Here is a 25,257-nt window from a genome sequence, read left to right as displayed (position 1 = left end):
GGGCAACTGTGCCGGAAGGTTCGGTTACGTTTCCGGTCCGGCGGACGGGACTCCACCCACGACACTCCCGCACCGGCCGTTTCCCCTTCCCGCGCACCGCCGGAGGAAACCGACCATGACCGTCCCCGCCCCGCGGGCCCGTCGCCGACCCTCCCCAGCGGCCCGCCTGCTGCCGCCGCTGCTCGTGGTGGCCCTGCTGGCGCCGGTGGCGCTGCTGTTCGGTCTGACCTGGCGGCACACCGACGACGACCGGGCGCTGGCCGCCCGGGAGCGGCTCGGGGTGACCTACCTGTCGGCCCTCGCCCCGGTCACCGACGCGCTGGTCGACGCGCAGTCCGCGGCGGTCGCCGGCCGGCCCGTGCCCGGGGAGCCGCTGACCCGCGCGGTCGAGGCCGCCGCCTCGGTCGACGCCCGGATCGGGCGGGAGTTGCGCAGCCAGGAACGCTGGGCCGGGCTGCGGGCGAAGCTGGAGGCGCTGCGCGACCGTCCGCCGGCGGAGCCGGAGGCCGCGTTCGCGGCGTACGGCGAGGTCACCGACCTGTTGCTGGACCTCTACCGGAAGGTACGGGAGAGTTCCGGCCTGGTCCGCGACCCGGCGGCCGACTCCTTCTTCCTCCAGGACGGGGCCGGCCAGGAACTGCCCGAGGCGGTGGTGGCCACCGGCCGGCTGGCCGACCTGGCCACGCTCGCCGCCCGCCGGCCGGACACCGACCGGCTGCGCACCGCCACCGAACTCGCCGCCCTCCGGGCGGGCGCGTTGACCCCGGCCGGCGACCTGGTCGCCGACCTGCGCGCGGCGGTCGACAGCACGGAGAGCACCGACCTGGGCGCCAACGTGCTCACCCCGCTCGACACCTACCAGCGCGCGGTCGAGGCGCTGGCCGCCGCCTCCACCCCGGCCGAGCGCACCGGGGTGGTCGACCCGGCGCAGATCGCCGCGGCCCGGCTGAACGCGCAGGCCGCCGCCACCGAGCTCCAGCCGGTCATCCTCGCCGAACTCGACGCCCTGCTCGCCGGGCGGGTCGACGCGCTGGACCGGGACCGCCGGTTCGCGCTCGGGGCCGTCGGGCTCGCCGTCCTGCTGCTGGCCGCGCTCGGCGGGGTGCTGCTCGCCGCGGCCCGCCGGGCCCGACGGCGCGCGGCCGAGGCGCGGCAGGCCCGCGCACAGGCCGACGCGGCGCCGGAGAGCGACGCCTGGCGACCGCGGTCCGGATCGCGCCCCGACGAGCCGCACCCGCTCCAGCCGGCCGGCCCGGCCGGCGACCCCGCTCTCGCGTCGTGGGGGTCGGTCGATGCTGCTCGGTAGGCTCCGGATCCGCGGCAAGCTCGCGCTGCTCGTGGTCATCCCGCTGATCAGCACCCTCGGTCTCGCCGTACCGGTGGTGGTCGACCGGGTGGCGGCCGCCCAGCGGGCCGGCGACATCGCCGAGCGGGTCCGGCTGGCCAGCCGGATCGGCACCCTCGTGCAGGACCTGCAACAGGAACGCATCCTCTCGGTCGGCCTGCTGCTCGGCCGGGTCAGCCGCAGCGAACTGGTGCGCAAGAGCGCCACCGTGGACGACCGGGTGGCCGACCTGCGGGCCGAGCGGGGCGAGGCGCTGCCGGCACCGGTCGCCGACGCGCTGGACGGGGTACGGGCGCTGACCGACCTGCGCCGCGCGGTGCTCGCCGGCACCGCCACCCCGAGCCAGATCATGGACGCGTACGGGCCGGTCGACATGGCGCTGATCGAGTCGCTGCGGCTGCCGTTCAGCGTGGACACCGAGACGGCGGCCGGACGGCAGGTGCTCGCGCTGGACGCGCTGCTGCGCGCCGACGAGGGGTTGGGCGCCTGCGCCACGCTGATCGTGCTGGTGAAGGCGAGCAACGACCCGACGACCAACGCCGCCTTCGTCGCCTGCATGTCCGCGCTCACCGTGGACAACCGCCGGTTCCGCCGCCTGATCACCGCCGAGCAGCTCAAGCTGGCCGTGCTGAACGACGCGGCGGTGGCCGCCCGGACCAGCGCCGACTTCCTGACCACCAGCGTGGTCAACCCGTCCGGCGCGGTCCGGAACGTGACCCTGGACGCGCTCTTCCCGTCGGCCCGCTCGATGATCACGCTGGGCCAGTTCATCGAGAAGAAGGTCGTGGCGGACGTGCTCGCCGAGGTGACCGGCGAGCAGCGCCGGGCGCTGACCGCGGCGTACCTGGTGGGCGGGTCGGCCGCGCTGATCCTGGCGGTGGTGCTGCTGCTCAGCGTCGCGGTGGCCCGGACGGTGGCCCGGCCGCTGACCCGGCTCACCCGCTCCGCCGACCGGGTGGCCCGGCTCGCCGAGGCCGAACTGGTCCGGGTGGTCGACGACGAGACCGAGAACGTCCCGCCGGTCCGGCTCGACCCGGTCGACGTACGGGCCCGGGACGAGATCGGCGACCTGGCCCGGGCGTTCGACCGGGTGCAGGCCACCGCGGCCCGGCTGGTGGAGCGGCAGGTGGCCGGCCGGCGCAACGTGGCGCAGATGTTCGGCCACGTCGGCCGGCGCACCCAGAACCTGGTCGGCCGGCAGATCGCGCTGATCGACCGGCTGGAACGGCAGGAGACCGACCCGTCCCGGCTGGAGCACCTGTACCGGCTCGACCACATCTCCAGCCGGCTGCGCCGCAACGCCGGCAGCCTGGTGGTGCTCTCCGGGTCGACCGGTGCCGACGCGCACGTGGCGCCGGTGCCGCTCGGCGACGTGGTGCGGCTGGCGCTCGGCGAGATCGAGGACTACACCCGGGTGGACGTACGCGTGCCGCCCGGCGTCTCGGCGGCTCCCGGCACCGTCGGCGACCTGGTGCTGGCGCTGGCCGAGCTGATGGAGAACGCCACCGCCTTCTCCCCGCCGCACACCCGGGTGGTGGTGACCGGCGAGCTGACCGGCGCCGGCGCCCGGCTGGCCGTGGTGGACCAGGGGATCGGCATGACCGCGGAGCGGCTGGCCGAGGAGAACGCCCGGCTCACCCGCCGGGAGCGGCTCGACCTCGCCCCCACCGAGGTGCTCGGCCTCTTCGTGGTGGGCCGGCTGGCCCGGCGGCACGGGTGGACGGTACGGCTGACCGCCACCGTCGGCGGCGGGGTGACGGCCCTGCTGGACGTCCCGCTGGCCGCGCTGGTGGTGCCGCGCGGCGAGCGGTCCGGAGCCACGGTGGCCCGGGCCACCGTGCCGGCCCGGGAGCGGCGGCTGCCGCCCCGGATGGTCGACGCGGCGGGCGGCCGGGCGCTGGCCGCGGCGGTCGCCGGACGACCGGCGGCCGCACCGCCCCCGGCTGCGGACCCGCCGACCGGCTTCGACCCGGCGCTGCTCGGCCGGGCCACCCGGACCATGGAGTCCGGCGAGTCCTGGGACGCCTTCGGCGCCGGCGGCCCGCCCGGTGGGTCCGGGCAGGTCGGTGCCGCCGAGGTGACCCGGGCATCCGATCCGCCCGGCACCGGGGCCCCGGCCGCCGCGCCAACGGGGGCCACCGCGTTCCTGGAGATCAGCGCGCCGGAGGGCCTCGCGATCCCCGGTGGCCCGCCCACCGGCCCGGCCCCAACCGAGCCGCCCGCCGGCCCCGGCCGCACCGAGCCGCCCGCCGGCCTCGGCCGCACCGGGCCGCCGACCGGTCCGGCCTCCACCGGGCCGGTCGCGCCGGCCGAGCCCGGGACGACGGCGGCCGGCCTGCCCCGCCGGTCGCGCCGGAACCCGCCGCCGGTCGGCGCCGTCCCGCCCGACGGGCCGGCCCTGCCCGGGGTCGGCATCCGGCAGCGGGTGCCCGGTGCCAGCCTGCCCCCGGCCGGCGCGCCGGCCCGGCCGGCGGACCCGGCCGGCGCCGACCCGGCCGGCGCCCGGGCGCTGCTGGAGTCGTTCGAGTCCGGGGTACGCCGGGCCGAGCTGACCCTGCCCGCCGGACTACCGGCGCCGGTCGAACCCGCCGGCCCGACCAGCCCCGCCGGCCCGGTCGACCCCGCCGGTACGCCCGCCCCGCCCGCGCTGCACCGGCGGGTGCCCGGGGCGAACCTGACCACCGCCCCGGCCCCGCAGCCGCTCAGCCAGCACCCCGGCGACCCGGCCGAGGTCCGCGACCTCATCACCGCGTTCGAGGCGGGCGTCGCCCGCGCTCTGCGTGACGTCCGCCCAGACCACCCCGAGGAAGAGGGATCATCACGGTGACCAGCACCTTCCCGCACGACAGCGTCGAGCACCAGAACCACCCCGACTCCGGCGGGGAGCTCAGCCCGGAGGCCCGCACCTTCAACTGGCTGCTGGACTCCTTCACCTCCGGCACGGCCGGGGTGCTGGAGGCGATAGCTGTCTCCTCGGACGGGCTGCTGATGGCGATGTCCGCGATCAAGGACCGGTCCAACGCGGAGCGGCTCGCCGCCGTGGTCTCCGGCATGACCAGCCTGGCCGGCGGCGCCGCCAGCTGGTACGCCCTCGGCGGGTTGAACCGGGTGGTCGTGGACATGGCCGAGGGCTACCTGCTGATCACCGCGATCAGCAGCGGGTCGGTGCTCGGCGTGGTCGCCGACCGGACCGCCAACCTGGGCACCGTCGCGTACGAGATGACGCTCTTCGCCGGCCGGGCCGGCGGCGCGCTCACCCCGCGCCTGATCGCCGAGTTGAAGAACGCCGCCCAGCAATGACTCCGGACGCCGCCGGCGAGCCCGATCCGGAACCGCTGGTCCGGATCCGGCCCTACCTGCGGGCGTCCGCCGACGACGCGGGCGTACCGGCGGTGGCGGACGAGCCGGAGCCCGAGCCGGACGGGCCGACCGGGCCGGCCGGGCCGCGCCCGTTCGTGCTCACCGCCGGCCGGGTGACCGGGGCCGACCCGGCGATCGGCCTGGAGACCCAGGTGACCGCCCGGCCGGACAGCACGCCGTGGACGGTCCCGTCGGCCCGGCTCGCCCCGGAACTGGCGGCGATCGTCGCGCTCTGCGCCGAACCGATCTCGGTCGCGGAGATCTCCGCCCGGACCCGGCTGCACTTCGGCGTGACCCGGGTGCTGGTCGGCGACCTGCGCGCCGCCGGCCACCTGGACGTACACGTCAGCGACGCCGACGACGCCCACGACCCCGACCTCATCCTGCGAGTGATTGATGGACTTCGTGCGATCTCCTGACTGGCCGGGCGCCCCGCAGGGCGCGGTCGCGACCAACAGCGCCGCCGCCCGGTACGGCACCCCGACCGGCACCCCGCCACCGGTCGGGCGCGCCACGCCGCCGCAGTCGCCGGCCCCGCCCGCCGGACGCGTCCCGGCACCCCGCCCGGCCCCGGGCGGACGCGCCGCGCCGCCGATCCCGGTGAAGATCCTGATCGCCGGTGGCTTCGGGGTCGGCAAGACCACCACGGTGGGCGCCATCTCGGAGATCGCGCCGCTGACCACCGAGGCGGAGATGACCAGTGCCGGGATCGGCGTGGACGACCCGGGCGTACGCACCGCGAAGACCACCACCACGGTGGCGATGGACTTCGGCTGCGTCACCATCGACCGCAGCCTGAAGCTGTACCTGTTCGGCACGCCGGGGCAGACCCGGTTCGGCTTCATGTGGGACGACCTGGCCCGCGGCGCGCTGGGCGCGCTGGTGGTGGTGGACAGCAGCCGGCTGGACGACTGCTATCCGGCCATCGACTTCTTCGAGCGCGCCGAGCTGCCCTTCGCGGTCGGGGTGAACGCCTTCGACGGGCGGCTGGCGCACGACCTCGGCGCGATCCGGTGGGCGCTGGCCATCGGCGACCACGTTCCGCTGGTGCAGTTCGACGCCCGGGACCGGCTCTCGGTGCGGGACGCCCTGCTGGTCGTCCTGGACCGGGCGCTGGACCGGGCCACCCGGGAGCGGGGGGACTGAACTCCCGGGCGCTCGGAGCCGTTTCATCGAAGGGGTGGTCGTGATGAGAGGTGGTCTGGACGAGACACTGGCCCGGCTGGCGCGGCGCGAGGAGGCGCTGCGGCGGCGGGCCGCCGAGCCGGCCGGCGCACCGGATCCGGCCGAGCGGCCGGAGCCCGGCCCGGGCCGGCCCGAGTCCGGCCGCAACGCCGGGCCGGGCTGGGCGGACACCCGGGACCCGCGCCGGACGGACGGCCGGGACCCCGGCACCGGGGTCGGCGGCCGGGAACGCGGCGGGGCGGGCAGCCACCGCGCCGCCGAGGACGCCGCCGGGCGGGACCCGGTCGAGGAGGTGGCCGAGGCGGTACGCCGGGTGGTCGCCGGCCATCCGGGGCTGGCGGTCAGCGTCCGGGTCGAGCACGACGGGCAGGCGTACCCGCTGCGGGTGGCCTGGTCCGGGCCGGAGGTGACGGTCCGGGCCGAGCTGGCCCCGCCACCGGCCCCGCCACCGGCCCCGCCGCCGGCCTGGCCGCTGTCGGCCAACACGGTGCCCGACCTGCCCTCCGGCCGGGACGGGGTGCGCCCCGACCCGGCGGCCCGGCTGGCCGAACTGATCCGGCGGGACCCCACCCTGCTGACCGACGGTGACCAGGCCGGCTGACCGGGCGCCGGGGTGACTCCGGCGGCTAGGGTCGGGCGGTGGATCGACCCGACCTGACCCTGACCGCGAGCCTGCGGCCCGCGGCGTTGGACGCCCGGCGGGGCGTCGTCCGGCTGCACCCGGAGGTGCTCACCGCGCTCGCGCTGCGTCCGGGCGACCCGGTGCGGCTGGCCGGCCGGCGGGTGACCGCCGGCATCGTGGCGGCCGCCGAGCCGACCGCGAGCACCGCCCTGCTCTACGCCGACGACCTGACCCTGGGCAACCTCGGGGTCCGCGACGGCGGCCAGGTCACGGTCAGCCCCGTCCCGGTCGTCCCGGCCCGGCGGGTGCTCCTCGCCGGGCCGGCCGAGATCGCCGCCGCGGTTTCGCCGGAGATGCTCCGGCTCGCCCTGCTCGGCAAGGTGGTGACCACCGGCGACGACGTGTCGCTGCTGCCCCAGGACGTGCTGCCGGACGCCGCGACCCGCGGCCTGGTCGAGGCGGCCCGGCGCAGCCTGTCCAACCGGGTCGGCTACGCCTGGACCAGCACCCTGCTCGGGGTGGTCACGGCCGAGCCGGAGGGCGCGCTGGTCACCATGGACACCCTGGTCGGCTGGGAACACGGGCCGGTCACCCACGGCTCCGCCGGCCCCTCGACGGCGGCCCCGAACGCTGGAGCGGGCGCCTCCGCGGACGCGACGGCCGGCCGGGGCGGGCCGGCCGCAGCGGGGGCGCACGGTGGCGGGACGCGCGCGGCGACCCGGCCCGGTCCGGCCGGCGGTGCCGCGTGGCCGCCGGCCGAGGCAACGGCACCCGGCGGCGACGCGGCGGGCGACGCAAAGGCGGAGAGCGCCCCGTCGGTGGACGAACTGCCCGGGCTGCGGGCCCAGGCCGAGGAGCTGACCGAACTGCTCGACCTCGGCTTCCACCATCGGGAGGTGCTCGGCCGGCTGGGCACCACTGTCTCGCTCGGGGTGCTGCTCAGCGGGCCGGCCGGCTCGGGCAAGTCGGCGCTGGTCCGCGCGGTGGCGGCCCGGGTCGGCGCGCGGGTCTGCCCGCTCTGGGCGCCGGAGGTGGCCGCGCTGACCAACCAGGCCGCCGCCGAGCGGCTGCGCGCCGCCGCCGCCGAGGTACGCGCGGCCGGCCCGGCGGTGCTGCTGGTCACCGACGTGGAGGCGCTCGCCCCGGCGGACGAGCCGGGCCCGGTGGCCACCGTGTTCCGCCAGGTGCTCGCCGAGACCGTCCGGGCCGGGGCGGCGGTGGTCTGCACCACCGGCCGGCCGGAGGCGGTCGACCCGGCGCTGCGCGCGCCGGACCTGCTCTCGCTGCGGATCACCGTCCCGCTGCCGGATCCGGCGCTGCGCCGCGAGCAGTTGACGGTGCTGACCCGGCAGGTGCCGCTGGCCGAGGACGTCCGGCTGGACGAGGTCGCCGGTCGTACCCCCGGGTTCGTCGCCGCCGACCTGGCCGCGCTGGTGCGCGAGGCCGGGATCCGGGCGGCGCTGCGGCAGAAGTCGGCGGAGACGCCGACGGTGGCGATGGCCGACTTCACCGCCGCGCTGGAGGTGGTCCGGCCGACCACGATGGCGGCGTCCACCCTGGAGCTGGCCACGGTGACCCTGGACGACGTGGGCGACCTCGTCGAGGTGAAGGAGCGGCTCACCGAGTCGGTGCTCTGGCCGCTGACCTACCCGGACACCTTCGCCCGACTGGGCGTGCAGCCGCCGCGCGGCGTGCTGCTCTACGGCCCGCCGGGCTGCGGCAAGACCTACCTGGTGACCGCGCTGGCCGGGTCGGGGCGGGCGAATGTGCTCTCGGTGAAGGGCGCGGAGCTGCTGTCCAAGTGGGTCGGCGAGAGCGAGCGGGCGGTCCGCGAGCTGTTCCGCCGGGCTCGGGAGGCGGCCCCCACGCTGGTCTTCCTGGACGAGGTGGACGCGCTCGCCCCGGTACGCGGCCAGGCCACCGACGGGGGCACCACCGACCGGGTGGTGGCCGCCCTGCTCACCGAGCTGGACGGGGTGGAGGCGCTGCGCAACGTGGTGGTGGTCGGCGCGACCAACCGGCCGGACCTGGTCGACCCGGCGCTGCTGCGTCCCGGGCGGCTGGAGCGGCTGGTCTACGTGCCGCCGCCGGACGGGGCGGCCCGGGCCGAGATCCTGCGGGCGGCCGCCCGGAACGTGCCGCTGGCCCGGGAGGTGGACCTGGCCGGGCTGGGCGAGGAGCTGGACGGTTTCTCGGCGGCGGACTGCGCGGCGCTGGTGCGGGAGGCGGCGCTGGCCGCCATGCGGGAGTCGCTGACCGCCTCCACGGTCACCGCCGCGCACGTCGCGGCGGCCCGCGCCCGGGTCCGCCCGTCGCTGGACCCGGCCCAGGTCGCCTGGCTCGCCGCGTACGCCGAGCAGCGGGCCGGCTGACCGCTCGCCGGGGCCGGCCGCTCCCGGGACCGAAGGAAAACTTCGCAGAGACAGCACGAGCTGTAGACAACTTTTGGAACGCTGCCTATCGTCACTCTCCATCGATAGAAATATCTCTATGGGTCGATCTAAGGAGTGGCAGTGAGCGTTCGATCTCGCGTACCACGACCTCGGCGCCTGCTCGGCGCTGTGCTGGTCGCCGCCCTCGGCCTGGCCGGCGCGGTCGGCTCGGCCGCCACGCCGGCCGCGGCCCGGGCGGTGCCGGCGCCCGGCTCCCTGGCCGCCGCCTTCGCCGCCGCGGCCGCGCGCTACGACGTCCCCCGCGACCTGCTGGCCGCCCTCGGCCAGGCCGAGACCCGCCTGGACGGGCACGCCGGCGAGCCCAGCGCCTCCGGCGGCTACGGCGTGATGCACCTGGTGAGCAATCCCCGGGTGCACACCCTGGCGGAGGCGGCCCGGCTGACCGGGCTCGACCTCCCGGCGTTGCGCACCGACCCGGCCGCGAACATCACCGGCGCGGCGGCGGTGCTGCGGTCCTACGCCGACCAGGCCGGCCTCGGCCGGGCCGAGCGCGCCGACGTCGACCGCTGGTACGAGCTGGTCGCCCGCTACGGCGGCGCGAGCGACCCGGCGGTCGCGCGGCTCTACGCGGACGCCGTCTACGACCTGCTGCGTACCGGCTTCACCGCCACCGCGGAGGCGGCGGTGACGGTGCCCGGCCGCCCGGTCGCGCCGCACCGGGGCGCCCTCGGCCAGGCGTCGCCGACCGGCGGCGTCGGCACCCTGAGCACCGACTACGGGCCGGCCGCCTGGGCGCCGGCCAGCACCAGCAACTACACAGTGGCCAGCCGGCCCACCAGCCACCCGATCCGGTACGTCGTCATCCACGTGACCCAGGGCTCCTACGCCGGTTCGATCAGCTGGTTCCAGAACCCGGCGGCAAAGGTCAGCGCGCACTACACGTTCCGGTCCTCGGACGGGGCGGTCACCCAGTCCGTCCGGGAGAAGGACATCGCCTGGCACGCCGGCAACTGGACCTACAACACCCAGTCCGTCGGCATCGAGCACGAGGGGTACGTGGACAACGCGAGCTGGTTCACCGACGCGATGTACCGGGCCTCGGCGGCGCTCACCCGCAACCTCACCACCAAGTACGGCATCCCGCGGGACCGGGCGCACATCATCGGCCACCGCGAGGTGCCCGGCGCCACGCACACCGACCCCGGCCCCAACTGGAACTGGACCTACTACATGCAGCTGGTCAACGGGGTCACCGGCATCGGCTCCGGCACCGTGGAGACCGGCGGGTCGGGCCTCAACGTGCGCTCCGGCCCCGGCACCGGCTACGCCGTCGTCGGCTCGGTCGCCGACGGGGCCGGCGTCAGCGTCTACTGCCAGGCCACCGGCACCACTGTCACCGGCCCGTACGGCACCAGCAACGTCTGGGACCGGATCGGCACCAACCGCTACATCTCCGACGCCTACGTGCTGACCGGCCACGACGGCTTCATCCCCGGCGTGCCACGCTGCTGACGCCGGCCGCCGAGGGCGTACCCGCGAGCGCCCGTCCCGGCTCGGGACGGGCGCTCAGGGTGCCGCGTTGTGGGTCAGGCGCGCTCGGCCACCCGGGCGACGAAGGCCCGCCACGCCGCCGGGGCGAAGGTCAGCGCGGGCCCGTCGGGGTCCTTGGAATCACGGACCGCCACCACGCCGGGAAGGTTGCCGGCGACCTCGACGCAGGCCCCACCGTTGTTCCCGCTCTTCGTGCTCTTGCGCCACTGAGCGCCGGTCACGTCCATGACTCTGCCGCTTTCCGAATGAGGTCCAGGGATTGCGCTCGCGGTAGGGCCTCCCCGCTGATCCGTGCCCACCGCCGGTCAAGGGTAGCAATTTCCGCGTTCTGTTCGATGATCTGCGCCTGCGCCTGACCGTCGACATGCGCCACCCGCGAACCTTCGGGCAACTCCGCGAGGATGAACGCCCCGCCCAGGCCCGGATACATGCCGACGCCCGCCGGCACGACGTGGACCTGCACAGACGGCAGGGTTGCGCACCGCGCCAGGTGGTCACACTGCTCACGCATCATCGCGCGATCGTCGCCGATCGTGCGGTGCAGCACTCCTTCGTCAAGGATCGCGATGAGCAACGGCGGGCGTTCCCGCTTCAGAACGCTCTGCCGCCCGAGGCGAGCTGAGACGAGCTGGTCCACCTCGCCGGCGGTCAACGCCTCCCCGGCGAGAGTCGCCCGCGCGTACGCCTCGGTCTGAAGGAGGCCTGGCACCCAGGCCAGTTCGAACCAGCGCAGCGCGACCGCCTCGCGCTCGATGTCCGCCCACGGCCGGAACCATGCCGGCTCTCGTCGCTTCAGGACATCCGGCCATAATTCCGCTACATCCCGGCCCAAAATCTCCGCAACCCGAGCACGATGCCGCGTCTGCGGGATCCGTCCCGGGTTTGCCCAGCGCGCGGCCGTCTTCGGGTCCACACCGGTCTGAGCTGCGAGGCTGTCCGCCGTCTCACCCTTTTCTGCCATCGCCTCGACTACGGCATGGTTCATGTCCCGTCCTCTCCGGAACGTCCTGAACGTATCGAAGCCATACTGCAACGCAGTGTGATCGGACCACAACGGTTGCGAGTGTTGGCGTACGACGGCGCGGCCGGTGGAGGCGACCCGAGGCCCGGTGGTCGCGCCAGTCGCGGGCCGCCCCGGCCGACGCCCGGGGCGGCCCCTCCACACCCGTGAAGGAGGTTCCCGGTGCGAATCCGGTTCTGGCGCCGCAAGCCCACCCAGCGACTCCCCCGCCAGGTGCCGCCGAACGAGCGGCCGACCTGGGCGACCCAGCCGACGCAGGTCTTCCCGACCACCGACCCGGGCCGGGCCGGGAACCTCACCCGGGGCCAGCGGTGGCGCGCGAACGGAGGGCGCTGGTGAGCCTGATCGTCGGCCACGTCATCCGGGTGCCCGAGGACGCGTACCGGTTCGGCAGCGGTCCGCTGACCTTGCACATCTCCGAGGTCATCAGCCGCGGCCCCGTCGAGGGCGCGGAGTGGGCCGAGCTGAAGGGCCGCGAGGTCCGCCCGGACGGCTCGATCGCCGTCCGCGAGCGGTACGCGTTCGTCCGGGTGGACCGGGTGACGGAGGTCGAGGTGACGGCGGGGTGAGCCGCCGCGCCGAACACCTGCCGTCCCGCCCCACCTGGCGCTGCGCCGCCTGCGGCATCGCCTGGCCCTGCTCACCGGCGAAGCTGCGCCTGCTCGGCGAATACCGGCACGACCGGGCCGCCCTGCTGGTCTACCTGGCCACGCTCCAGGCCGAGGCCGCCGGCCAACTCGCCGCGCTCGACCGGTACGCGCGGCCGGTCGACCTGTCGGAGCGCTTCACCGGCTGGGCGCGCGCCCGGTAGCCCGCCATCCGGGCGTACCGGGTGGCGGGGCCGGTCAGTCGGTGGGCAGCAGCGGGCCGAGCGGGCCGAGGTCGAGGTTGAGGTCCTCCGGGGCCAGCCCGAAGTACTCGCGCAGCTCGGCCATCTGCTCCTCCAGCGCCATCAACGTCACGCCCATCCGCTCGACCTGCTCCTCGGTGAGGTCGCCGAGGTCGACCCGGCGCAGCGCCTGGCGTTCCACCAGCTGCCGGAGCAGCTCGATCACGGTGAGCACCAGGCTGGCCAGTCCCCGCTCGACGGAGTCCCGGTCCACCGCGAGCCGGCGGTCCAGTGGTTTGACCCGGGGTTGCTGCCACTGCGGCTCGCCGAGCGCCGCGGCCAGCTCGGCCGCCTCGTCCCGGCTGCCGGCGGCCCGGCGGGCCAGGCCGCGACCGGCGTCCTCGCCGCCGGTCATGGCGCCTCCGCGGCCGGTCCGGTGCCCTCGCTCGCCACCGCGTCGCGCAGCTCGGGCGGGGCGAGCGCGCCGACCGAGGCGACCAGCGCGCGCAGCGAGACCCGGACCAGGTCCACGTCGGCGATCGCGATGGTGATGTCGCCGCTGATCACCACGCCGGTGGCGAGCACCCGGTCGAGCAGGTCGACCAGGGCCACCGGCCGGTAGGCCAGCGGGTCGTCGGCGCTGTTCGGCGCGAGCGCGGTGGTCACCATGCCCGCCCCCGGGCCGCGTCGGACCGGGTGCCCGGTCCGGTCAGCATGCCGGCTCCCGGACGGTCAGCGCCGGGCCGGCCGGGCGCTCCTCCGCGAAGGAGTACGGCGGCCACGGGCCGGTCAGCTCCAGCCGCAGCTCCGGGTGCCGCTCACCGAGCGCGGCGACCAGGGCGGTGAAGCCCGGCAGCCGCGCGCTCTCCACCAGGTACGCGCCGTTGAGCACCATCGGGGTGGGCGCGCCGGAGAGCCGGCGGTCCTGCGGGGCGTGCCGGCGGGCGGCGACCGCGTACCCGGCCAGCGTGTCGTGCACCGCCGCCGCGGCCTCGGCGGCGATCCGTTGCCCCTGCTCGCGGGCGGTCAGCTGGGCCCGCCGCCGGCGCAGGTACGCCGCCCCGGCGCCGCCCGCGCCGGCGTCCTCGCTCGCCCGGGGCAGCGCGCCCGGCACCTGGTACCCCTTGACGCCCCACTCGCCGCGACCGGTGAGCCGGTCCAGCAGGCCGGTCAGCTCGGCCTGCCGGCCGGTCAGCTGGCCGGCCACCCGGGCGTCGTCGTGGTGCACGGTGGCCAGCCGCGCGGGCACCACCGGCCCCCGGCGGGCCAGCGCGTCGACCACCGCGTGGTGCGCCCGCGCGGCCCGTTCCAGCCAGGCCAGGTCCTCCAGGTTGCGGCGCAGCGCCTGCTCGCCGTACTCGGCCAGCGGGGCGGCGCTGACCACGGCCACCAGCCCGGCCGCGCGCACCGCGCGGACCGGCGCGCCGGTCATCCCCGGGATGGCGGCGAGCACCGCCGGCTCGACGTCCCGGACCACGCCGTGCAGCCAGACGCCGGTGCCCGCCTCGGGCCGGTCCGCGCCGGCCACCCGGTCAAGCGTCGAACTCATCCCACTCCTCCCTCCGCGCGGCGCGCCGCTCGGCCCGCGCGGCGACCCGGGGCCGGCGTTCCGCCTCGACCTGCTCCGGATCCCGGGGGCCCGGCTCCACCGGCGGTCGGGCCCGCGAACTGAGCCAGGGATCGTGCTCCCACCAGTCGATGCCGATCTGCCGGGCGGTGTCGACCGAGGCGATCACCAGCCGCAGCTTGAGGGTGAGCAGCTCGATGTCGAGCAGGCTGACCCGGATGTCGCCGGCGATCACGATGCCCCGGTCCAGCACCCGTTCCAGGATGTCGCCCAGGTTGGCCGGCTCGTGGCCGGCGGGCAGCACCTGCCCCGAGTTCTGCACCACGGACGGGGGTTGCATGCTCATCTCAGCCCACCTCGCCCTTTCCGCGCTGGTAGCGCCGCACCCGCCGGTAGCCGAGCAGGCCGCCCTCCAGGTCGAGTTCCACCTCGTACAGGCCGAGCAGGTCGGTGGAGGCGGGGATCCGGTGGTCCTCGACCACCTCCACCCCGACCAGCCAGCCGTCCCGGACGGACTTCAGCGAGGTGGTCCCCACCGCGTCCCGGCCGGTCAACTCGACGACCTGCCGGAGTCCCTCCCGGGCCGCCTCGGCCGCCGAGATCGGCTCGACGTACTCCTCCTCGTCGTCGTACTCGTCGTACTCGTCCTCGTCGTACGGCTGCTCGGCCGGCTCGTTCCTACCGGCCCGGCCGCCGCCGCGGCTCAACTCCGCCACCGCGCTCACCTCCCTCGCCGCCATCGCGCGGCGCGCCCGGTCCGGCGCGCCGCGCCCGTTCCACCACCGGCCGGGCCCGCCCGTTGCCGCGCCGCACCGGCTGCCGGCCGCGCCGGGCGGCGGGGCGGCCGCGGGCGCCGCCGGTCTCCGCCTCGCCGCCCGGGGCCGGCCGCCGCCCGGCGGTGCCGGTCAGCCGGTCCAGCACCTCCTGCTGGCCCCGGTCCCGCTCCTCCGGCGTGATGTCGCCGGCCGCGGCCGCCTCGTCCAGCTCCTCCAGCTCGCGCCGGATGCTGGTCGGGCTGTACCGCTGCGCCTCCGCCTCCCGGGCGATCACCTTGACCACCGCGGTCAGCCCGCGCACCGGCGCGTACGGCAGGGTCAGCAACGCCCAGAGGATGTCCACCGGTCACTCCACCAGCTGGTGCGCGCTGACGAAGTCGTACGGTGCCAGCGGGCCCAGCAGCCGGGTCCGGATCAGCTCGCGGCGCTGCTCGGCGTACGCCTCGACCGCGTCCACGAACTCGTCCTCGCGGTCCCGGTCGACCAGGAACGCGGCGCTGCCCGCGTCCAGTTCGTTGCTCGGCACCCGGGGTGCGGTGGCCACCGCGAGCCCGCCGAGCTCCTCGATGAGCTGCCGGTTCTCCGCCTCCCGGCGCAGCTCCACCGCCTGGCTGATCATCTCGCCGAGCCGGATGCGCTGCGGCCGGGTGGCCTCGGCCGGCTGCCCGCGCACCTGGTCGGCCAGCTCGGCGGCGGCCGGGTTCTCGGCCAGCACGTCGCCGATCAGCGCCGGTTCCTCGTAACGGCCGTGCACGATGTACTGGATCCGGCCCTCGAACTCGTCGAGGGCGGCGGCGAACCTGTCCTGGTGCGCCTCCAGCAGGTCGGCCACCGCGTCCGCCCCGGTCACCACCGTGCCGAACCGCACCGGCAGCACCGGCGCCACCGCCGCGGTCCCGTCCAGCAGCTCCTGGTACGCGGTCAGGTCCGCCGGACGGCCCAACGGACCCTCCAGCGGCACCTCGCTGACCAGCGCGGCCAGCTCCCCGTGCCGGACCGCTGTCACCTCCCCCGGTGGCTCGCCCACCCCGATCGCGTCCGCGGTGGGTTCCACGTCGGCGGGCACGATGCCGTAGATGAACAGTCCGGTCTCCTCGGCCATCTCAGCGCTCCTTGTCCCGGCGCCGGCGGGGGCGCTCCCGGTCCCGGTCGGTGTCCCGGTCGCCCAGCGAGTCGACGACCGCCCCGCTGATCTCCTTGGCCGCCTTGCCGAGGCCGGACATGGCCTTGCCCTTGCCGACCGCGCCCGAGGCGCCCTCGACCAGGTCGGGCAGGCCCTTCTGGTTCTTCGGGGTGATGTCGAACCGGTCCACCGCCTCGGCGAAACGCAGGTACGTCTCGACGCTGGCGATGACGATCCGGGCGTTGATCTCCAGCAGCTGGATGCCGACCACGGCGACCGACACCTGCGCGTCGATCACCACGCCCTTGTCCAGCACGGTTTCCACCACGTCGGCGAGGCTGCCGCCACCGCGCTCCAGCGCGCCGCCGGCCTGGTCTCCTCCTGTTGTCGCGACGGTCACTCGTCCCGCTCCTCCCGACGACGGCGCACCACCGGCCGGCGCGGTGCCTCCGGGGCCCGGCGCGCGGCCGGACGACGGCGGGGCGTCTCCTCCCGCGGCTCCTCCCGGCGGGGCCGCTCGGGCGCGCGGCGGCGCGGCGCGGGCTGCTCCTCCGGCGCCTCGTCCAGCTCGCCCTCCCGGTAGGACTCGTACTCGTCGTCGTACTCGTCCTCGTACTCGTCGTACTCCTCCTCGGCGGGCGGACGACGGCGCGCGGGCGGGCGGCGGCGGGCGCGCGGCGAGGGCCGCTCCCCGCCCGGCTCCTCCTCGGCCTCCTCCGGCTCCTCCTCGGCCGCCTCGGGTTCCGCCTCGGGGCGGCCGCGCCGCCCGCGCGGCTCCCGGTCGGGCCGCTCCCGCTCCTCGCGCCGCCCCTGCTCCTCGCGCCGCTCCCGCTCCTCGCGCCGCTCCCGCTCCTCGCGGAGGGCGGTCTCGTGGTCCTTGACCACCTGCGAGTCCTGGATCTCGCCGCGCCAGCCCTGCACCGCGTCCGGGTCGAGGACGGTCTGCGTCATCACGTGCCGGACGAAGTGCTTCAGCTCCAGCCGGGCCCGGCGGCCCTGGGCCCGCCACAGGTTCCCGGTGTGCTCGAAGAGGCCCTGCGGGTGGTACTCCAGCACGACCAGGATGCGGGTCAGGTCCGGGGTCAGCTCGTGGAAGCTGACCGTGCCGTCCACCGATCCCTTCTCGCCCTTGGAGCGCCAGTGGATCAGCTTGTCCGGGATCTGCCGGACGATGGTGGACTCCCAGGTCCGGTGCGACCAGAAGACCTGCGCCTTCCAGGTGAGCTTCTCGTCCGATTCGGTGTCGACGTTCTCGACCTTCTTCATGAAGCTCGGGAAGTCGCCGAACTGGGTCCACTGGTTGTAGGCGACCCGGACCGGCACACCGACCTCGATCGTCTCCACGATGTTGGTGACCTTCTGCTTGCGGCCACCCTTGCCCCCTCGGCCGATGGCCGACATCAGCTTCTCCTTACCGCCGGCCAGCCCGGCATGGAACATCGCCTTCGCCGGTGAGCTGCCCTCGGCCAGCTTCTGCGCACCGGTGGCGGCGGCGATCAGGCCCGGCCCGCCGCCCTGCTTCGCGTACTCGCCGAGCCGGCCCGTCGCGCCGGTCACCCGCTCGGTGACCGCGGCGACCGCGCGCTCGCCGATGGCGCTCGCCAGGTCCCTGACGTCGTCCACGAGCTGGCCGCGCACCTTGCCGGCGAGGCCGCCCGGATTCGTCTCGACCATGTTCACCGCCCCCGTCGACCGGACCGGGCGGTCTCCCGCTGCGGCTGGTCCTCGTCGGTGTCGGGCTGGCCGGCGTCGGCCTGGCCGGTGTCGGGCTGGTCGGTGTCGGGCTGGTCGGTGTCGTCGGGCCGGCCGCCGCCGTCGGACTGGCCGGCGGCCCGGCGGCGCAGCGCGTCGGCCGAGCCGCGCAGCTTGCCGCTGACCGCGTCGATGCCGCTGCTGGCGGCGGCGGTCGCCGCCGCCTTGCCCGCCGAGGCGAGCGGCTTGCCGAGGTGGCTGAGGTTGCTCAGGTGGGGGGACGACTGCAACAGGCCGCCGGCTCGGCCCAGCAGCCCGCCCGGATCCCGGCTGGCGCGGCCGATCGCCACCGCGGCGGCCAGGGTCAGCGCGGTACGCAACTTACGGCGGCGACCCAGCAGGTAGCCGAAGCCGACCGCCATCCCGATTCGTGCTCCGCTGTTCATCAACTCTCCTTCGCTCCCCGGCGCGGAGACACCTGACCGACAGCGGCCGAATTGGCCACCGGGGAAACAGCACGAGCCGGGCCGCAAATCAGGTGCCCCATTTAGCGGACCCGGCGGGCAGTACCCGGTGACCAATCCGCAAAACATTCACGACCCGTGCGCCGGGCCTGCGGACGACCTATTCACCAAACCGGCAATCCGGACAGAGATGCCCGTACGAGCAGCGCAGACCTCAGAGCGGCAGCAACTGAAAAAAGCGGAATCAGAATGTCGGCGGCGTCGAATCGAGGCATATCTCGGCGTGCACCCGATCGCCGTCCTCGCGCAATTTCGCGCCGCATTTTTCGAGCACCGCGATCGCCCCGGAATTGTCCCGGGTGGTCTCCGCGACGACGAGTCGCATACCGGCGGCCGCCGCCTCGTTCAGCAGTTCCCGCAGCGCCGCCGCACCCACCCCCTGGCCGCGCGCGGACCGGCCCAGCCACATCCCGGTCTCGACGGTGCCCGGCTCGTCGCGGCGGGCCATCCGGATCATGCCGACCACCTCGCCGCCGGCCAGGATCGCGTACATCTGGGTGCGGGTGGGGCCGGCCAGCCCGCCGAAGCTGGCCCGGTGGAACTCGCGGAACGCCTCCCGGCGGGCGTGCGACCACCCCGCCGGCGCCTCCACCGGCGGCATGACGTCCCCGGGCTCCGCCTCGGCCGCCGCTACGGAGAGCAACGGCTCAAGGTTTCGCTCGTCCACCGGCTCCAGCCGGACCGTTCCCGCCACGTGCCGCAGTCTGCCGCCCCTACCGGCCCAAGTCCACCCCGTTCGGCACCGACTGCCGGGTTGGCGGAGGGTATCGGCCGGTCGGGCCGGATGGTGTTCCACCTCACGCTCCGCTGTCAAAAGCCGTTCTGCGGATTAACCTACTCGGCTGGTAGACAATCCGGGAGCGACGCTCCCGCCGCGAGGCGACGAGGGGATCAGCTGTGATCGAGCTCGACGGGCTGCGCCGCACCTACCGCGGTCGGGGGCGGTCCGTGGTCGCCGTCGACGGGGTCAGCCTCTCGGTACGCCCCGGCGAGGTGTTCGGCGTGGTGGGGCGCAGCGGTGCCGGCAAGAGCACCCTGCTGCGCTGCGTCAACCTGCTGGAGCGCCCGGACGAGGGCACCGTCACGGTCGACGGGGTGGAGCTGACCGCGCTCGGCGGCGACCGGCTGCGCGCCGCCCGGCAGCGGATCGGCATGGTCCACCAGCACTTCGCCCTGCTCGGCTCCCGCACCGCCGCCGGCAACGTGGCCTTCGCCCTGGAGGTGATGGGCGTGCCCCGCCGGGAGCGGGCACGGCGGGTCGCGGAACTGCTCGACCTGGTGGGGCTCACCGACCGGGCCGACGCCTACCCGGCCCAGCTCTCCGGCGGGCAGAAGCAGCGGGTCGGGATCGCCCGGGCGTTGGCCGGGCGGCCGAAGGTGCTGCTCTGCGACGAGGCCACCTCGGCGCTCGACCCGGAGACCACCCGCTCGATCCTCGGCCTGCTCCGCGACCTCAACCAGCGGCTCGGGCTGACCATCCTGCTGATCACCCACGAGATGGACGTGGTGAAGCGGCTCTGCGACTCGGCGGCGGTGATGCGCGACGGCCGGCTCACCGAGTCCGGCCGGGTCACCGAGCTGATCGCCCGGCCCGGCTCGGAACTCGCCGCCGAGGTCTTCCCGCTCGGGACGCCCCCGACGCTGCCCGGCAGCACCGTCGTCGACGTCACGGTGGCCGGCCCGGACGCGGACACCGCCTTCGTCGCCGAGCTGACCCGCCGCTTCGACCTCGACGCCCGGATCCTCGGCGGCACCGTCGAGCAGCTCGCCGGCGGGCGCGCCGGCCGGCTGCGGCTGGCCCTGCCGGGCGACGCCGAGCGGACCGCCCCGGCGGTGGCCCACCTGCGCGCCGCCGGTCTCGCCGTGGAGGTGGCCGCGTGATCGCCGACGACCTCGTGCCGCTGCTCACCCAGGGGCTGCGCGAGACCGCGTACATGGTCGCCGTGGCGGCGCTGCTCTCGGCGCTGGGCGGGCTGCTGGTCGGCGTCCTGCTGGTGCTCACCGGACGCGACGGCCTGCTGCCCGCCCGGCCGGTGAACGCGCTGCTCGGGCTGGTCGTCAACGTCGGCCGCTCGCTGCCGTTCATCATCCTGCTGGTGGCGATCATCCCGGTCACCCGGGCGGTGGTCGGCACCACCATCGGCACCACCGCCGCCATCGTGCCGCTGACGGTGAGCGCCATCCCGTTCTACGCCCGGATCGTGGAGACAGCGCTGCGGGAGGTGGACCGGGACGTCATCGCGGCGGCCCGGGCGATGGGCGCGAACCGCCGGCAGATCGTCGGCAAGGTGCTGCTCCGCGAGGCCCGACCCGGCCTGGTCGCCGGCTTCACCCTCACCGTGGTGGCGCTGATCGGCTACTCGGCGATGGCCGGCGTGATCGGCGGCGGCGGCCTGGGCGACCTGGCCCTGCGCTACGGCTACCAGCGGTTCGAGAACGACGTCATGATCGCCACCGTGGTGCTGCTGGTCGCCTTCGTCCAGCTGGTCCAGGTGGTCGGCGACGTGATCACCCGAAGACTCTCCCACCGGTGACCCCGGACGAGTGAACCCGGCGCAGGCCCACCCGGCCGGCCGGACCCGGCCCGCGCCCACCGGCGCGGCCGACCCGACCACCCGGCGCCGCCCCCGAAACCGGCGGGCCGGTCAGATCCGACGAAAGGCAAAACCGTGCGACGCATCACCGCAACCCTCGCCGCGGCCGCGCTCGCCCTGGGCCTCGCCGCGTGCGGGGCCGACGGCGGCGACGCGAGCGACCCGAACGCACCGCTGAAGGTCGGCGTCAGCCCCGTCCCGCACGGGGAGATCCTCACCTACATCAAGGACAACCTCGCCGAGCAGGCCGGGCTGAAGCTGGAGATCGTCGAGTTCACCGACTACGTCCAGCCGAACCGCGCGCTGCAGGAGAAGCAGCTCGACGCCAACTACTTCCAGACGGTGCCCTACCTGGAGACCGAGAAGAAGTCCAAGGGGTACGCGTTCACCGCGCTGAAGCCGGTGCACATCGAGCCCCTGGGCCTCTACTCGAAGAAGGTGAAGAGCCTCGCCGACCTGCCGGCCGGGGCGGTCGTGGCGATCCCCAACGACCCGACCAACTCGGGCCGGGCGCTCAACCTGCTCGCCCAGCACGGCGTGATCAGCCTGAAGGACGGTGCCGGCGTCGCCGCGACCGAGCGGGACATCGCCGACAACCCGAAGCGGCTCCAGTTCAAGGAGCTGGAGGCGGCGCAGCTGCCGCGCAGCCTGGACGACACCGACGCCTCGGTGATCAACGGCAACTACGCGATCGAGAGCGGCCTGAAGCCGGCCACCGACGCGCTCGCGCTGGAGAAGGCCGAGAACAACCCGAACGCGAACCTGGTGGTGGTCCGCGACGGCGACGAGGACGACCCGCGGGTGGTCAAGCTGGAGCAGTTGCTGCACTCCGCCGAGGTGAAGGCGTTCATCGCGGAGAAGTACCAGGGCTCGGTGCTGGCCGCGTACTGAGCCGGACGTCCGTCGAGCCCGGTCCCCGTCGTGGGGGCCGGGCTCGCGCCGTACCGGGCGGCGGTCAGGGACCGTCGGTGTCGAACTCGCAGAGCACCACCGAGGCGTCGTCGGCCGGCTTGTGCCGGCGCAGCCGGTCCGGGTGGTCGCGCTCGGCCGTCCGCACCCGGTCGACCAGCGCGCCCGGGCCCTCGGCGGTCACCAAATCCAGCAGCCCCGCCCAGTCCAGCAGCCCGAACTGCTCCACCACCGCCGACGCGCCGTCGCTGAGCAGCACCGCCCGGCGTACCGCCCCGGGGCCGCGCAGCGGCAGCGTGCCGGCCACCGCGTGGAACGCGGCGTCCGGGTCGGCGGCGGCCACCCAGTAGCCGTGGGTGCGGTTCATCCGCTCCCGCTGCACCGCGACGGCCTGCCGGAACCGGGTGATCCGGTCGGCCGAGCCGGCCGGCACCGCGGCCACTGTCTCGCGCAGCTCGGCCATCGCGGCGTCCAGCCGCTCGTCGGAGACGACGCTCACCCGGCCGCCCGCGTCCAGCACCAGCGGGCTGTCGCAGAGCACCAGGTAGTCGACGTGGTCGCCACCGTCGCGCAGCAGGCAGACGGTGCTGGACGGGGTGCCCGGATGGTCCAGGTCGCACTCGTCGCCGTGGTCGGACCGGACGGCCAGGATCGCCGCCGCGAGGTTGCTCATCAGGGTCGCGGTGGGCCGGGCCGCCTCGGCCAGCCCGAGCCGGGCGGCCAGGTGCCGGACGTACCAGGACGGGCCGTGCACGCAGCCGGTGTCGAAGCCCTCCGGCACGGTCGCGCCGTCCAGCACCCCGACCAGCGGCCCGAACCGGAAGACCAGGTCCTCGTTGAGCGGCCGGCCGGGGGGCGGCGCGGACGCGGAACGTACCCGCATCGTCCGCGCCGCCCCGACGACCCGGGTGGCCTCAGCGGCCGCGAACGTCGCCGGCGGCCTCATGCGCCTGCCCCTGCACCTGGTGGGCGGCCGACCGGCCCTGCTGCCCGACGGCGGACGCGCCGTGCATCGCCGTGGAGCCCACCGACGCCGCCGCGTGCTTCACCGGCTCGCGCATGTTCTGCCGCATGTTGTCGCGAACCTGGTGGCCCACCTGGCTGGCCTGCTGGCGCAGCATGTCCGAGTGCTCGCTGACCTTGCCCCGGGCCTGCCCGGCCCACTGCCGCTCGGTGCGGCTCGGCGGGATCAGCGACGAGACCAGCAGCCCGGCGCCAAAGGCGATCAGGCCGGCGGCCAGTGGATTGCCCTGCGCCTGTTCGCGGCCCTGCTGGCCGAGATGCCGGGCCGAGTCGGCCGCGTGCGACATCTGCTCGCGGCCCTGCTGCCCGAGCTGCCGGGCCGAGTCCGCCGCGTGCGACATCTGCTCCCGGCCCTGCTGCCCGAGCTGCCGGGCCGAGCCCGCCGCGTGCGACATCTGCTCCCGGCCCTGCTGCCCGAACTGGCGGGCCGAGCCCGCCGCCTGGGACATCCGCTGGCTGGCGCCGTGTCCGTCCGACTGTGCACCCATCACCTTCTCCTTCACCCGGCCCAGCGCGCCGCGGGCCTGCCCGACACGCTCACCGGCCATTCGTCGCGGGTTGACCCGATCGGCCAACGCGTCGATGTCACTGCTCAACTCGTTCCGGGTGTTCTCGATCTCCCACCGGATCCGGTCCGGATCGGACATCGTCTGCTCCCTTCCGGTCGACTCACCGGCCGCGCAGCGCGTTCGGTACCTGGCGGGCGGTCTGTTGGGTGCGGGGCAGCACCGCTCGCGTCTGGCGCAGCCTGGTCCGCCCGTTGGCGAGCAGGATGCCCGCCACCACGGCCCAGGCGATCGCCACGAGCAGCGCGGCCCAGCCCTGGTCCATCACGTTGGACAGACCCCACCACACCGCGTACGAGACGAACAGCACGGCCAGGAAGCCGGCCAGCCCCGCGCCGCCGAGCAGGCCGCCGGCCTTGCCGGCCTGGGTGGCCTCCTCGCGCAGCTCGGCCTTGGCCAGCTGGACCTCCTGGCGCATCAGCGTGGAGAGGTCCCGGGTCACGTCGCCGAGCAGCTCGCCGACGGACGCCTGGGTCCGCTCCTTCTCCGGGGCGCTCACGGCGCCACCCCGCCGCGGATGTCGGCCTGCGGCTGACCGGGGGGTGTCGCGTTGCGCACCCGGGCCGCCCCGACGTACGGCTCCTCGACCTCGTACGGCGCGGCGACCGTCCGCTCGTACGGCGCGGCTTCCGCCCGCTCGTACGGCGCGGCTTCCGTCCGGTCGTACGGCTGCGGTCCGGCCGGCGTCTCACCGGGCTGGACACCCGCCGCGCCCGGTCGTGGCGCCTCGGTCGGCGCGCCCCGGCCGCCGTCGCCGCCGCCGGTCAGGCTCCGGGTGAGCCGCCCGAACAGCAGGCCGGCCACTGCCGCGCCGGCCAGGAACGTGCCCGGATGCCGGCGGGCGTACGCCCGCACGTCGTCCATCATCGCCGCCGGCTCGTTGTGCTCGATCCAGCCGGCCGCCTGCTCGGCGACGCGGGCCGCCCGACGGACCGCCTGGGCGGCCATCCCGGAGTCCTGGCTGCATTCGGCCATCGAGTTGAGCTCGCGGCCGAACCCGCGCAGGCCCTCCACGGCCCGCTGCTTCTGCGCATGGGCCTGGCCGCGCAACTGGGTGTTGGTCTCTCCGGTCAGGTTTCGCATCTGCTGCCGGGCCTCGTGGGCGACGTGGCCGCCCTGTTCGGCCGCGGCGTGGGCCATCTGCCCGCCGGCCTGGGCCGCCTGGTGCCCGACCCGCGACGCCTGCTGCCGGGCGTGCTGCCCGGCGCCGGTGGCACCGTCCGGTGGCCGGCTCGGGTTGTTCCCCGTCATTAGCCGCTCCCTCCGTCGGCCCCGGGGCGGCGACAGCGCCCCGGAACGTGGACCGGCCGCGACACTCGCGGCCCGGAACGCCATCCGCCTACCCGCGCGGCTCGCCGGCATTCCGCCGGCTGCCCGGCGGGTCGGCCGGGATCCGGACCGGCACGCCGATACCGGACGGCAGGCGCGTACCCGGTGTCCCGGGCGTACCGGTCCACGTCACGTGGGTTATCCACTCCGTTTCCCGGATATCGGGGTGTCCCGGCGTCGTCGACACCGCGACATCCCGGAAACCGCGTGGATCGACGGCTCAGCGGCGGCGGTTGCGGGCCCGGGAGGAACGCAGCCGGCGTAACCGCCCGATCAGGACGGGCTCGGCGGCCAGCGCGGCCGGGTGGTCGAGCAGCGCGTTGAGCAGTTGGTAGTAGCGGGTGGCGGAGAGGCCGAAGGTGTCCCGGATGGCCTGTTCCTTGGCCCCGGCGTACCGCCACCACTGCTGCTCGAAGGCGATGATGGCGCGCTCCCGCTCGGTGAGCGCGGCGGGGCCGACGGACGGCGCCGGTTCCGCGTCCGCGACATCCGGTGCGTCGGTGGCCTCCCCGGGCGCGGTCTGCGGCCCGGGGGTGGCGCCCGCCTCCCGACCAGCGGTCGCCGGCTCCACCCGGGGCGCCGCGGCACCCGGCGCGCTCTCCGCCTCCGGGGCGGTGCGCGGCGGCGGGACCGGCGCGGCCTCCGGGACCGGCGCGGCCTCCGGGACCGGCGCGGCCTCCGGGTCCGGTGCCGGGCGCGGCGTCGGTACGCCGGATCGGGAGCTGCCCGTCCGCCCACTCTGGCCGGCCGCGGCGGTCTCGCTGGCCGGGGCGGCGTCGGCGGGCTGCATGGCGCTCCTCGCTGGCGACGGGCGGCCGGCGCGACGGGGCCGACCGGGGGGACCTCAG

The 25,257-nt window shown here is 75.7% G+C and carries 31 protein-coding genes and 1 pseudogene; 14 read left to right on the top strand and 18 right to left on the bottom strand.

Translation table 11 applies throughout. From position 1 onward, the window contains the following. Positions 1-115: 115 nt before the first annotated feature. The 8 genes from Q3W71_RS19325 to Q3W71_RS19290 all read left to right on the top strand — a co-directional run bounded on the left by Q3W71_RS19325 (position 116) and on the right by Q3W71_RS19290 (position 10,417). Entirely contained in the window at positions 116-1,306 is a 1,191-nt protein-coding gene (locus Q3W71_RS19325) for a hypothetical protein (RefSeq protein WP_302920747.1), read from the top strand. After that, positions 1,293-4,172 (top strand): nitrate- and nitrite sensing domain-containing protein, encoded by a 2,880-nt coding sequence (locus tag Q3W71_RS19320; protein WP_302920746.1) that lies wholly within the window; start codon positions 1,293-1,295, stop codon positions 4,170-4,172. Before Q3W71_RS19325 ends, Q3W71_RS19320 begins: the two co-directional genes overlap by 14 nt. Further along, positions 4,169-4,645, top strand: coding sequence for a roadblock/LC7 domain-containing protein (locus tag Q3W71_RS19315; protein WP_302920745.1), 477 nt, complete (start codon positions 4,169-4,171; stop codon positions 4,643-4,645). The genes Q3W71_RS19320 and Q3W71_RS19315 overlap by 4 nt, the downstream gene beginning before the upstream one ends. Continuing rightward, the gene (locus tag Q3W71_RS19310; RefSeq protein ID WP_302920744.1) at positions 4,642-5,124 is read left to right on the top strand and encodes a DUF742 domain-containing protein; all 483 of its coding nucleotides are present in this window, start codon (positions 4,642-4,644) and stop codon (positions 5,122-5,124) included. Before Q3W71_RS19315 ends, Q3W71_RS19310 begins: the two co-directional genes overlap by 4 nt. Continuing rightward, positions 5,102-5,851, top strand: a complete 750-nt coding sequence (locus Q3W71_RS19305; protein ID WP_302920743.1) for an ATP/GTP-binding protein — start codon at positions 5,102-5,104, stop codon at positions 5,849-5,851. The genes Q3W71_RS19310 and Q3W71_RS19305 overlap by 23 nt, the downstream gene beginning before the upstream one ends. Before the next feature lie 43 nt (positions 5,852-5,894). Continuing rightward, positions 5,895-6,491: a hypothetical protein gene (locus Q3W71_RS19300; protein WP_302920742.1), complete on the top strand. Its 597-nt coding sequence runs from the start codon at positions 5,895-5,897 to the stop codon at positions 6,489-6,491. Positions 6,492-6,529: 38 nt separating this feature from the next. After that, a complete protein-coding gene (locus Q3W71_RS19295; RefSeq protein ID WP_302920741.1) occupies positions 6,530-8,884 on the top strand; it encodes an AAA family ATPase in 2,355 nt (784 codons plus the stop codon). A 141-nt stretch (positions 8,885-9,025) separates the two neighbouring features. Next, entirely contained in the window at positions 9,026-10,417 is a 1,392-nt protein-coding gene (locus Q3W71_RS19290; RefSeq protein ID WP_302920740.1) for an N-acetylmuramoyl-L-alanine amidase, read from the top strand. A 74-nt stretch (positions 10,418-10,491) separates the two neighbouring features. Here the strand turns inward: Q3W71_RS19290 and Q3W71_RS19285 are convergent, their stop codons facing one another. Both Q3W71_RS19285 and Q3W71_RS19280 read right to left on the bottom strand, forming a co-directional pair. Further along, positions 10,492-10,683, bottom strand: a complete 192-nt coding sequence (locus Q3W71_RS19285; protein WP_302920739.1) for a DUF397 domain-containing protein — start codon at positions 10,681-10,683, stop codon at positions 10,492-10,494. Further along, on the bottom strand, positions 10,674-11,441 hold the full coding sequence (locus tag Q3W71_RS19280) for a DUF5753 domain-containing protein (RefSeq protein ID WP_302920738.1): 768 nt from the start codon (positions 11,439-11,441) through the stop codon (positions 10,674-10,676). Before Q3W71_RS19280 ends, Q3W71_RS19285 begins: the two co-directional genes overlap by 10 nt. A gap of 198 nt (positions 11,442-11,639) precedes the next feature. Here Q3W71_RS19280 and Q3W71_RS19275 point away from each other — a divergent pair, with 198 nt between their 5' ends. From Q3W71_RS19275 to Q3W71_RS19265, 3 genes are read left to right on the top strand one after another with little or no spacing between them, the layout of a single operon-like run. Continuing rightward, the gene (locus tag Q3W71_RS19275) at positions 11,640-11,816 is read left to right on the top strand and encodes a hypothetical protein (RefSeq protein WP_302920737.1); all 177 of its coding nucleotides are present in this window, start codon (positions 11,640-11,642) and stop codon (positions 11,814-11,816) included. Next, positions 11,813-12,046 (top strand): hypothetical protein, encoded by a 234-nt coding sequence (locus Q3W71_RS19270; RefSeq protein WP_302920736.1) that lies wholly within the window; start codon positions 11,813-11,815, stop codon positions 12,044-12,046. Before Q3W71_RS19275 ends, Q3W71_RS19270 begins: the two co-directional genes overlap by 4 nt. After that, positions 12,043-12,288, top strand: coding sequence for a flavin reductase (locus tag Q3W71_RS19265; protein WP_302920735.1), 246 nt, complete (start codon positions 12,043-12,045; stop codon positions 12,286-12,288). The genes Q3W71_RS19270 and Q3W71_RS19265 overlap by 4 nt, the downstream gene beginning before the upstream one ends. Before the next feature lie 34 nt (positions 12,289-12,322). Here Q3W71_RS19265 and Q3W71_RS19260 read toward each other — a convergent pair whose 3' ends face one another. The 11 genes and pseudogenes from Q3W71_RS19260 to Q3W71_RS19210 form a co-directional block, all read right to left on the bottom strand. Further along, a complete protein-coding gene (locus Q3W71_RS19260; protein ID WP_302920733.1) occupies positions 12,323-12,721 on the bottom strand; it encodes a gas vesicle protein K in 399 nt (132 codons plus the stop codon). Then, positions 12,718-12,975, bottom strand: a complete 258-nt coding sequence (locus Q3W71_RS19255; protein ID WP_302920731.1) for a gas vesicle protein — start codon at positions 12,973-12,975, stop codon at positions 12,718-12,720. The genes Q3W71_RS19260 and Q3W71_RS19255 overlap by 4 nt, the downstream gene beginning before the upstream one ends. Positions 12,976-13,015: 40 nt before the next feature. Then, positions 13,016-13,855, bottom strand: coding sequence for a GvpL/GvpF family gas vesicle protein (locus Q3W71_RS19250; RefSeq protein WP_302920730.1), 840 nt, complete (start codon positions 13,853-13,855; stop codon positions 13,016-13,018). Beyond that, positions 13,839-14,219, bottom strand: coding sequence for a gas vesicle protein GvpJ (gene gvpJ, locus Q3W71_RS19245; RefSeq protein ID WP_302920729.1), 381 nt, complete (start codon positions 14,217-14,219; stop codon positions 13,839-13,841). The genes Q3W71_RS19250 and gvpJ (Q3W71_RS19245) overlap by 17 nt, the downstream gene beginning before the upstream one ends. A gap of 1 nt (position 14,220) precedes the next feature. Continuing rightward, positions 14,221-14,589 (bottom strand): gas vesicle protein, encoded by a 369-nt coding sequence (locus tag Q3W71_RS19240; protein ID WP_302920728.1) that lies wholly within the window; start codon positions 14,587-14,589, stop codon positions 14,221-14,223. Continuing rightward, a complete protein-coding gene (locus Q3W71_RS19235; protein WP_302920727.1) occupies positions 14,552-14,992 on the bottom strand; it encodes a gas vesicle protein GvpG in 441 nt (146 codons plus the stop codon). Before Q3W71_RS19235 ends, Q3W71_RS19240 begins: the two co-directional genes overlap by 38 nt. A gap of 3 nt (positions 14,993-14,995) precedes the next feature. Continuing rightward, complete coding sequence (locus Q3W71_RS19230; protein WP_302920726.1) at positions 14,996-15,751, bottom strand: GvpL/GvpF family gas vesicle protein; 756 nt, start codon at positions 15,749-15,751, stop codon at positions 14,996-14,998. Positions 15,752-15,959: 208 nt separating this feature from the next. Next, positions 15,960-16,130: pseudogene (gvpJ, locus tag Q3W71_RS31015) on the bottom strand (gas vesicle protein GvpJ); the annotation flags it as partial. Positions 16,131-16,168: 38 nt separating this feature from the next. Continuing rightward, positions 16,169-17,446: an SRPBCC family protein gene (locus Q3W71_RS19220; protein ID WP_302920724.1), complete on the bottom strand. Its 1,278-nt coding sequence runs from the start codon at positions 17,444-17,446 to the stop codon at positions 16,169-16,171. A 2-nt stretch (positions 17,447-17,448) separates the two neighbouring features. Beyond that, positions 17,449-17,910 (bottom strand): hypothetical protein, encoded by a 462-nt coding sequence (locus tag Q3W71_RS19215; protein ID WP_302920723.1) that lies wholly within the window; start codon positions 17,908-17,910, stop codon positions 17,449-17,451. A gap of 262 nt (positions 17,911-18,172) precedes the next feature. Beyond that, positions 18,173-18,682, bottom strand: a complete 510-nt coding sequence (locus Q3W71_RS19210) for a GNAT family N-acetyltransferase (RefSeq protein WP_302920722.1) — start codon at positions 18,680-18,682, stop codon at positions 18,173-18,175. A gap of 203 nt (positions 18,683-18,885) precedes the next feature. On the opposite strand from Q3W71_RS19210, the gene Q3W71_RS19205 reads away from it, so the two are divergent. The 3 genes from Q3W71_RS19205 (at position 18,886) to Q3W71_RS19195 (ending at position 21,473) form a co-directional block, all read left to right on the top strand. After that, positions 18,886-19,869 carry a methionine ABC transporter ATP-binding protein gene (locus tag Q3W71_RS19205; RefSeq protein ID WP_302920721.1) on the top strand — a complete coding sequence of 328 codons (984 nt, stop codon included), beginning with the start codon at positions 18,886-18,888 and terminating at the stop codon, positions 19,867-19,869. A 53-nt stretch (positions 19,870-19,922) separates the two neighbouring features. After that, on the top strand, positions 19,923-20,522 hold the full coding sequence (locus Q3W71_RS19200; RefSeq protein ID WP_197700385.1) for a methionine ABC transporter permease: 600 nt from the start codon (positions 19,923-19,925) through the stop codon (positions 20,520-20,522). A gap of 135 nt (positions 20,523-20,657) precedes the next feature. Next, positions 20,658-21,473: a MetQ/NlpA family ABC transporter substrate-binding protein gene (locus Q3W71_RS19195; protein ID WP_302920720.1), complete on the top strand. Its 816-nt coding sequence runs from the start codon at positions 20,658-20,660 to the stop codon at positions 21,471-21,473. A 64-nt stretch (positions 21,474-21,537) separates the two neighbouring features. Here the strand turns inward: Q3W71_RS19195 and Q3W71_RS19190 are convergent, their stop codons facing one another. The 5 genes from Q3W71_RS19190 to Q3W71_RS19170 all read right to left on the bottom strand — a co-directional run bounded on the left by Q3W71_RS19190 (position 21,538) and on the right by Q3W71_RS19170 (position 25,199). Beyond that, positions 21,538-22,374 (bottom strand): hypothetical protein, encoded by an 837-nt coding sequence (locus Q3W71_RS19190; RefSeq protein WP_302920719.1) that lies wholly within the window; start codon positions 22,372-22,374, stop codon positions 21,538-21,540. A gap of 31 nt (positions 22,375-22,405) precedes the next feature. Beyond that, positions 22,406-23,161: a DUF3618 domain-containing protein gene (locus Q3W71_RS19185; RefSeq protein WP_302920718.1), complete on the bottom strand. Its 756-nt coding sequence runs from the start codon at positions 23,159-23,161 to the stop codon at positions 22,406-22,408. A 22-nt stretch (positions 23,162-23,183) separates the two neighbouring features. Beyond that, positions 23,184-23,579 (bottom strand): phage holin family protein, encoded by a 396-nt coding sequence (locus Q3W71_RS19180; RefSeq protein WP_302920717.1) that lies wholly within the window; start codon positions 23,577-23,579, stop codon positions 23,184-23,186. Then, on the bottom strand, positions 23,576-24,331 hold the full coding sequence (locus tag Q3W71_RS19175) for a hypothetical protein (protein WP_302920716.1): 756 nt from the start codon (positions 24,329-24,331) through the stop codon (positions 23,576-23,578). Before Q3W71_RS19175 ends, Q3W71_RS19180 begins: the two co-directional genes overlap by 4 nt. Before the next feature lie 298 nt (positions 24,332-24,629). Continuing rightward, entirely contained in the window at positions 24,630-25,199 is a 570-nt protein-coding gene (locus tag Q3W71_RS19170; protein ID WP_302920715.1) for a DUF3263 domain-containing protein, read from the bottom strand. Positions 25,200-25,257 lie beyond the last annotated feature (58 nt).

This window comes from Micromonospora sp. C28SCA-DRY-2, assembly GCF_030519475.1.
Taxonomy (GTDB): domain Bacteria; phylum Actinomycetota; class Actinomycetes; order Mycobacteriales; family Micromonosporaceae; genus Micromonospora.
Note: the sequence above shows the minus strand (reverse complement) of the source record. Positions and strands in the feature narration are given on the sequence as shown.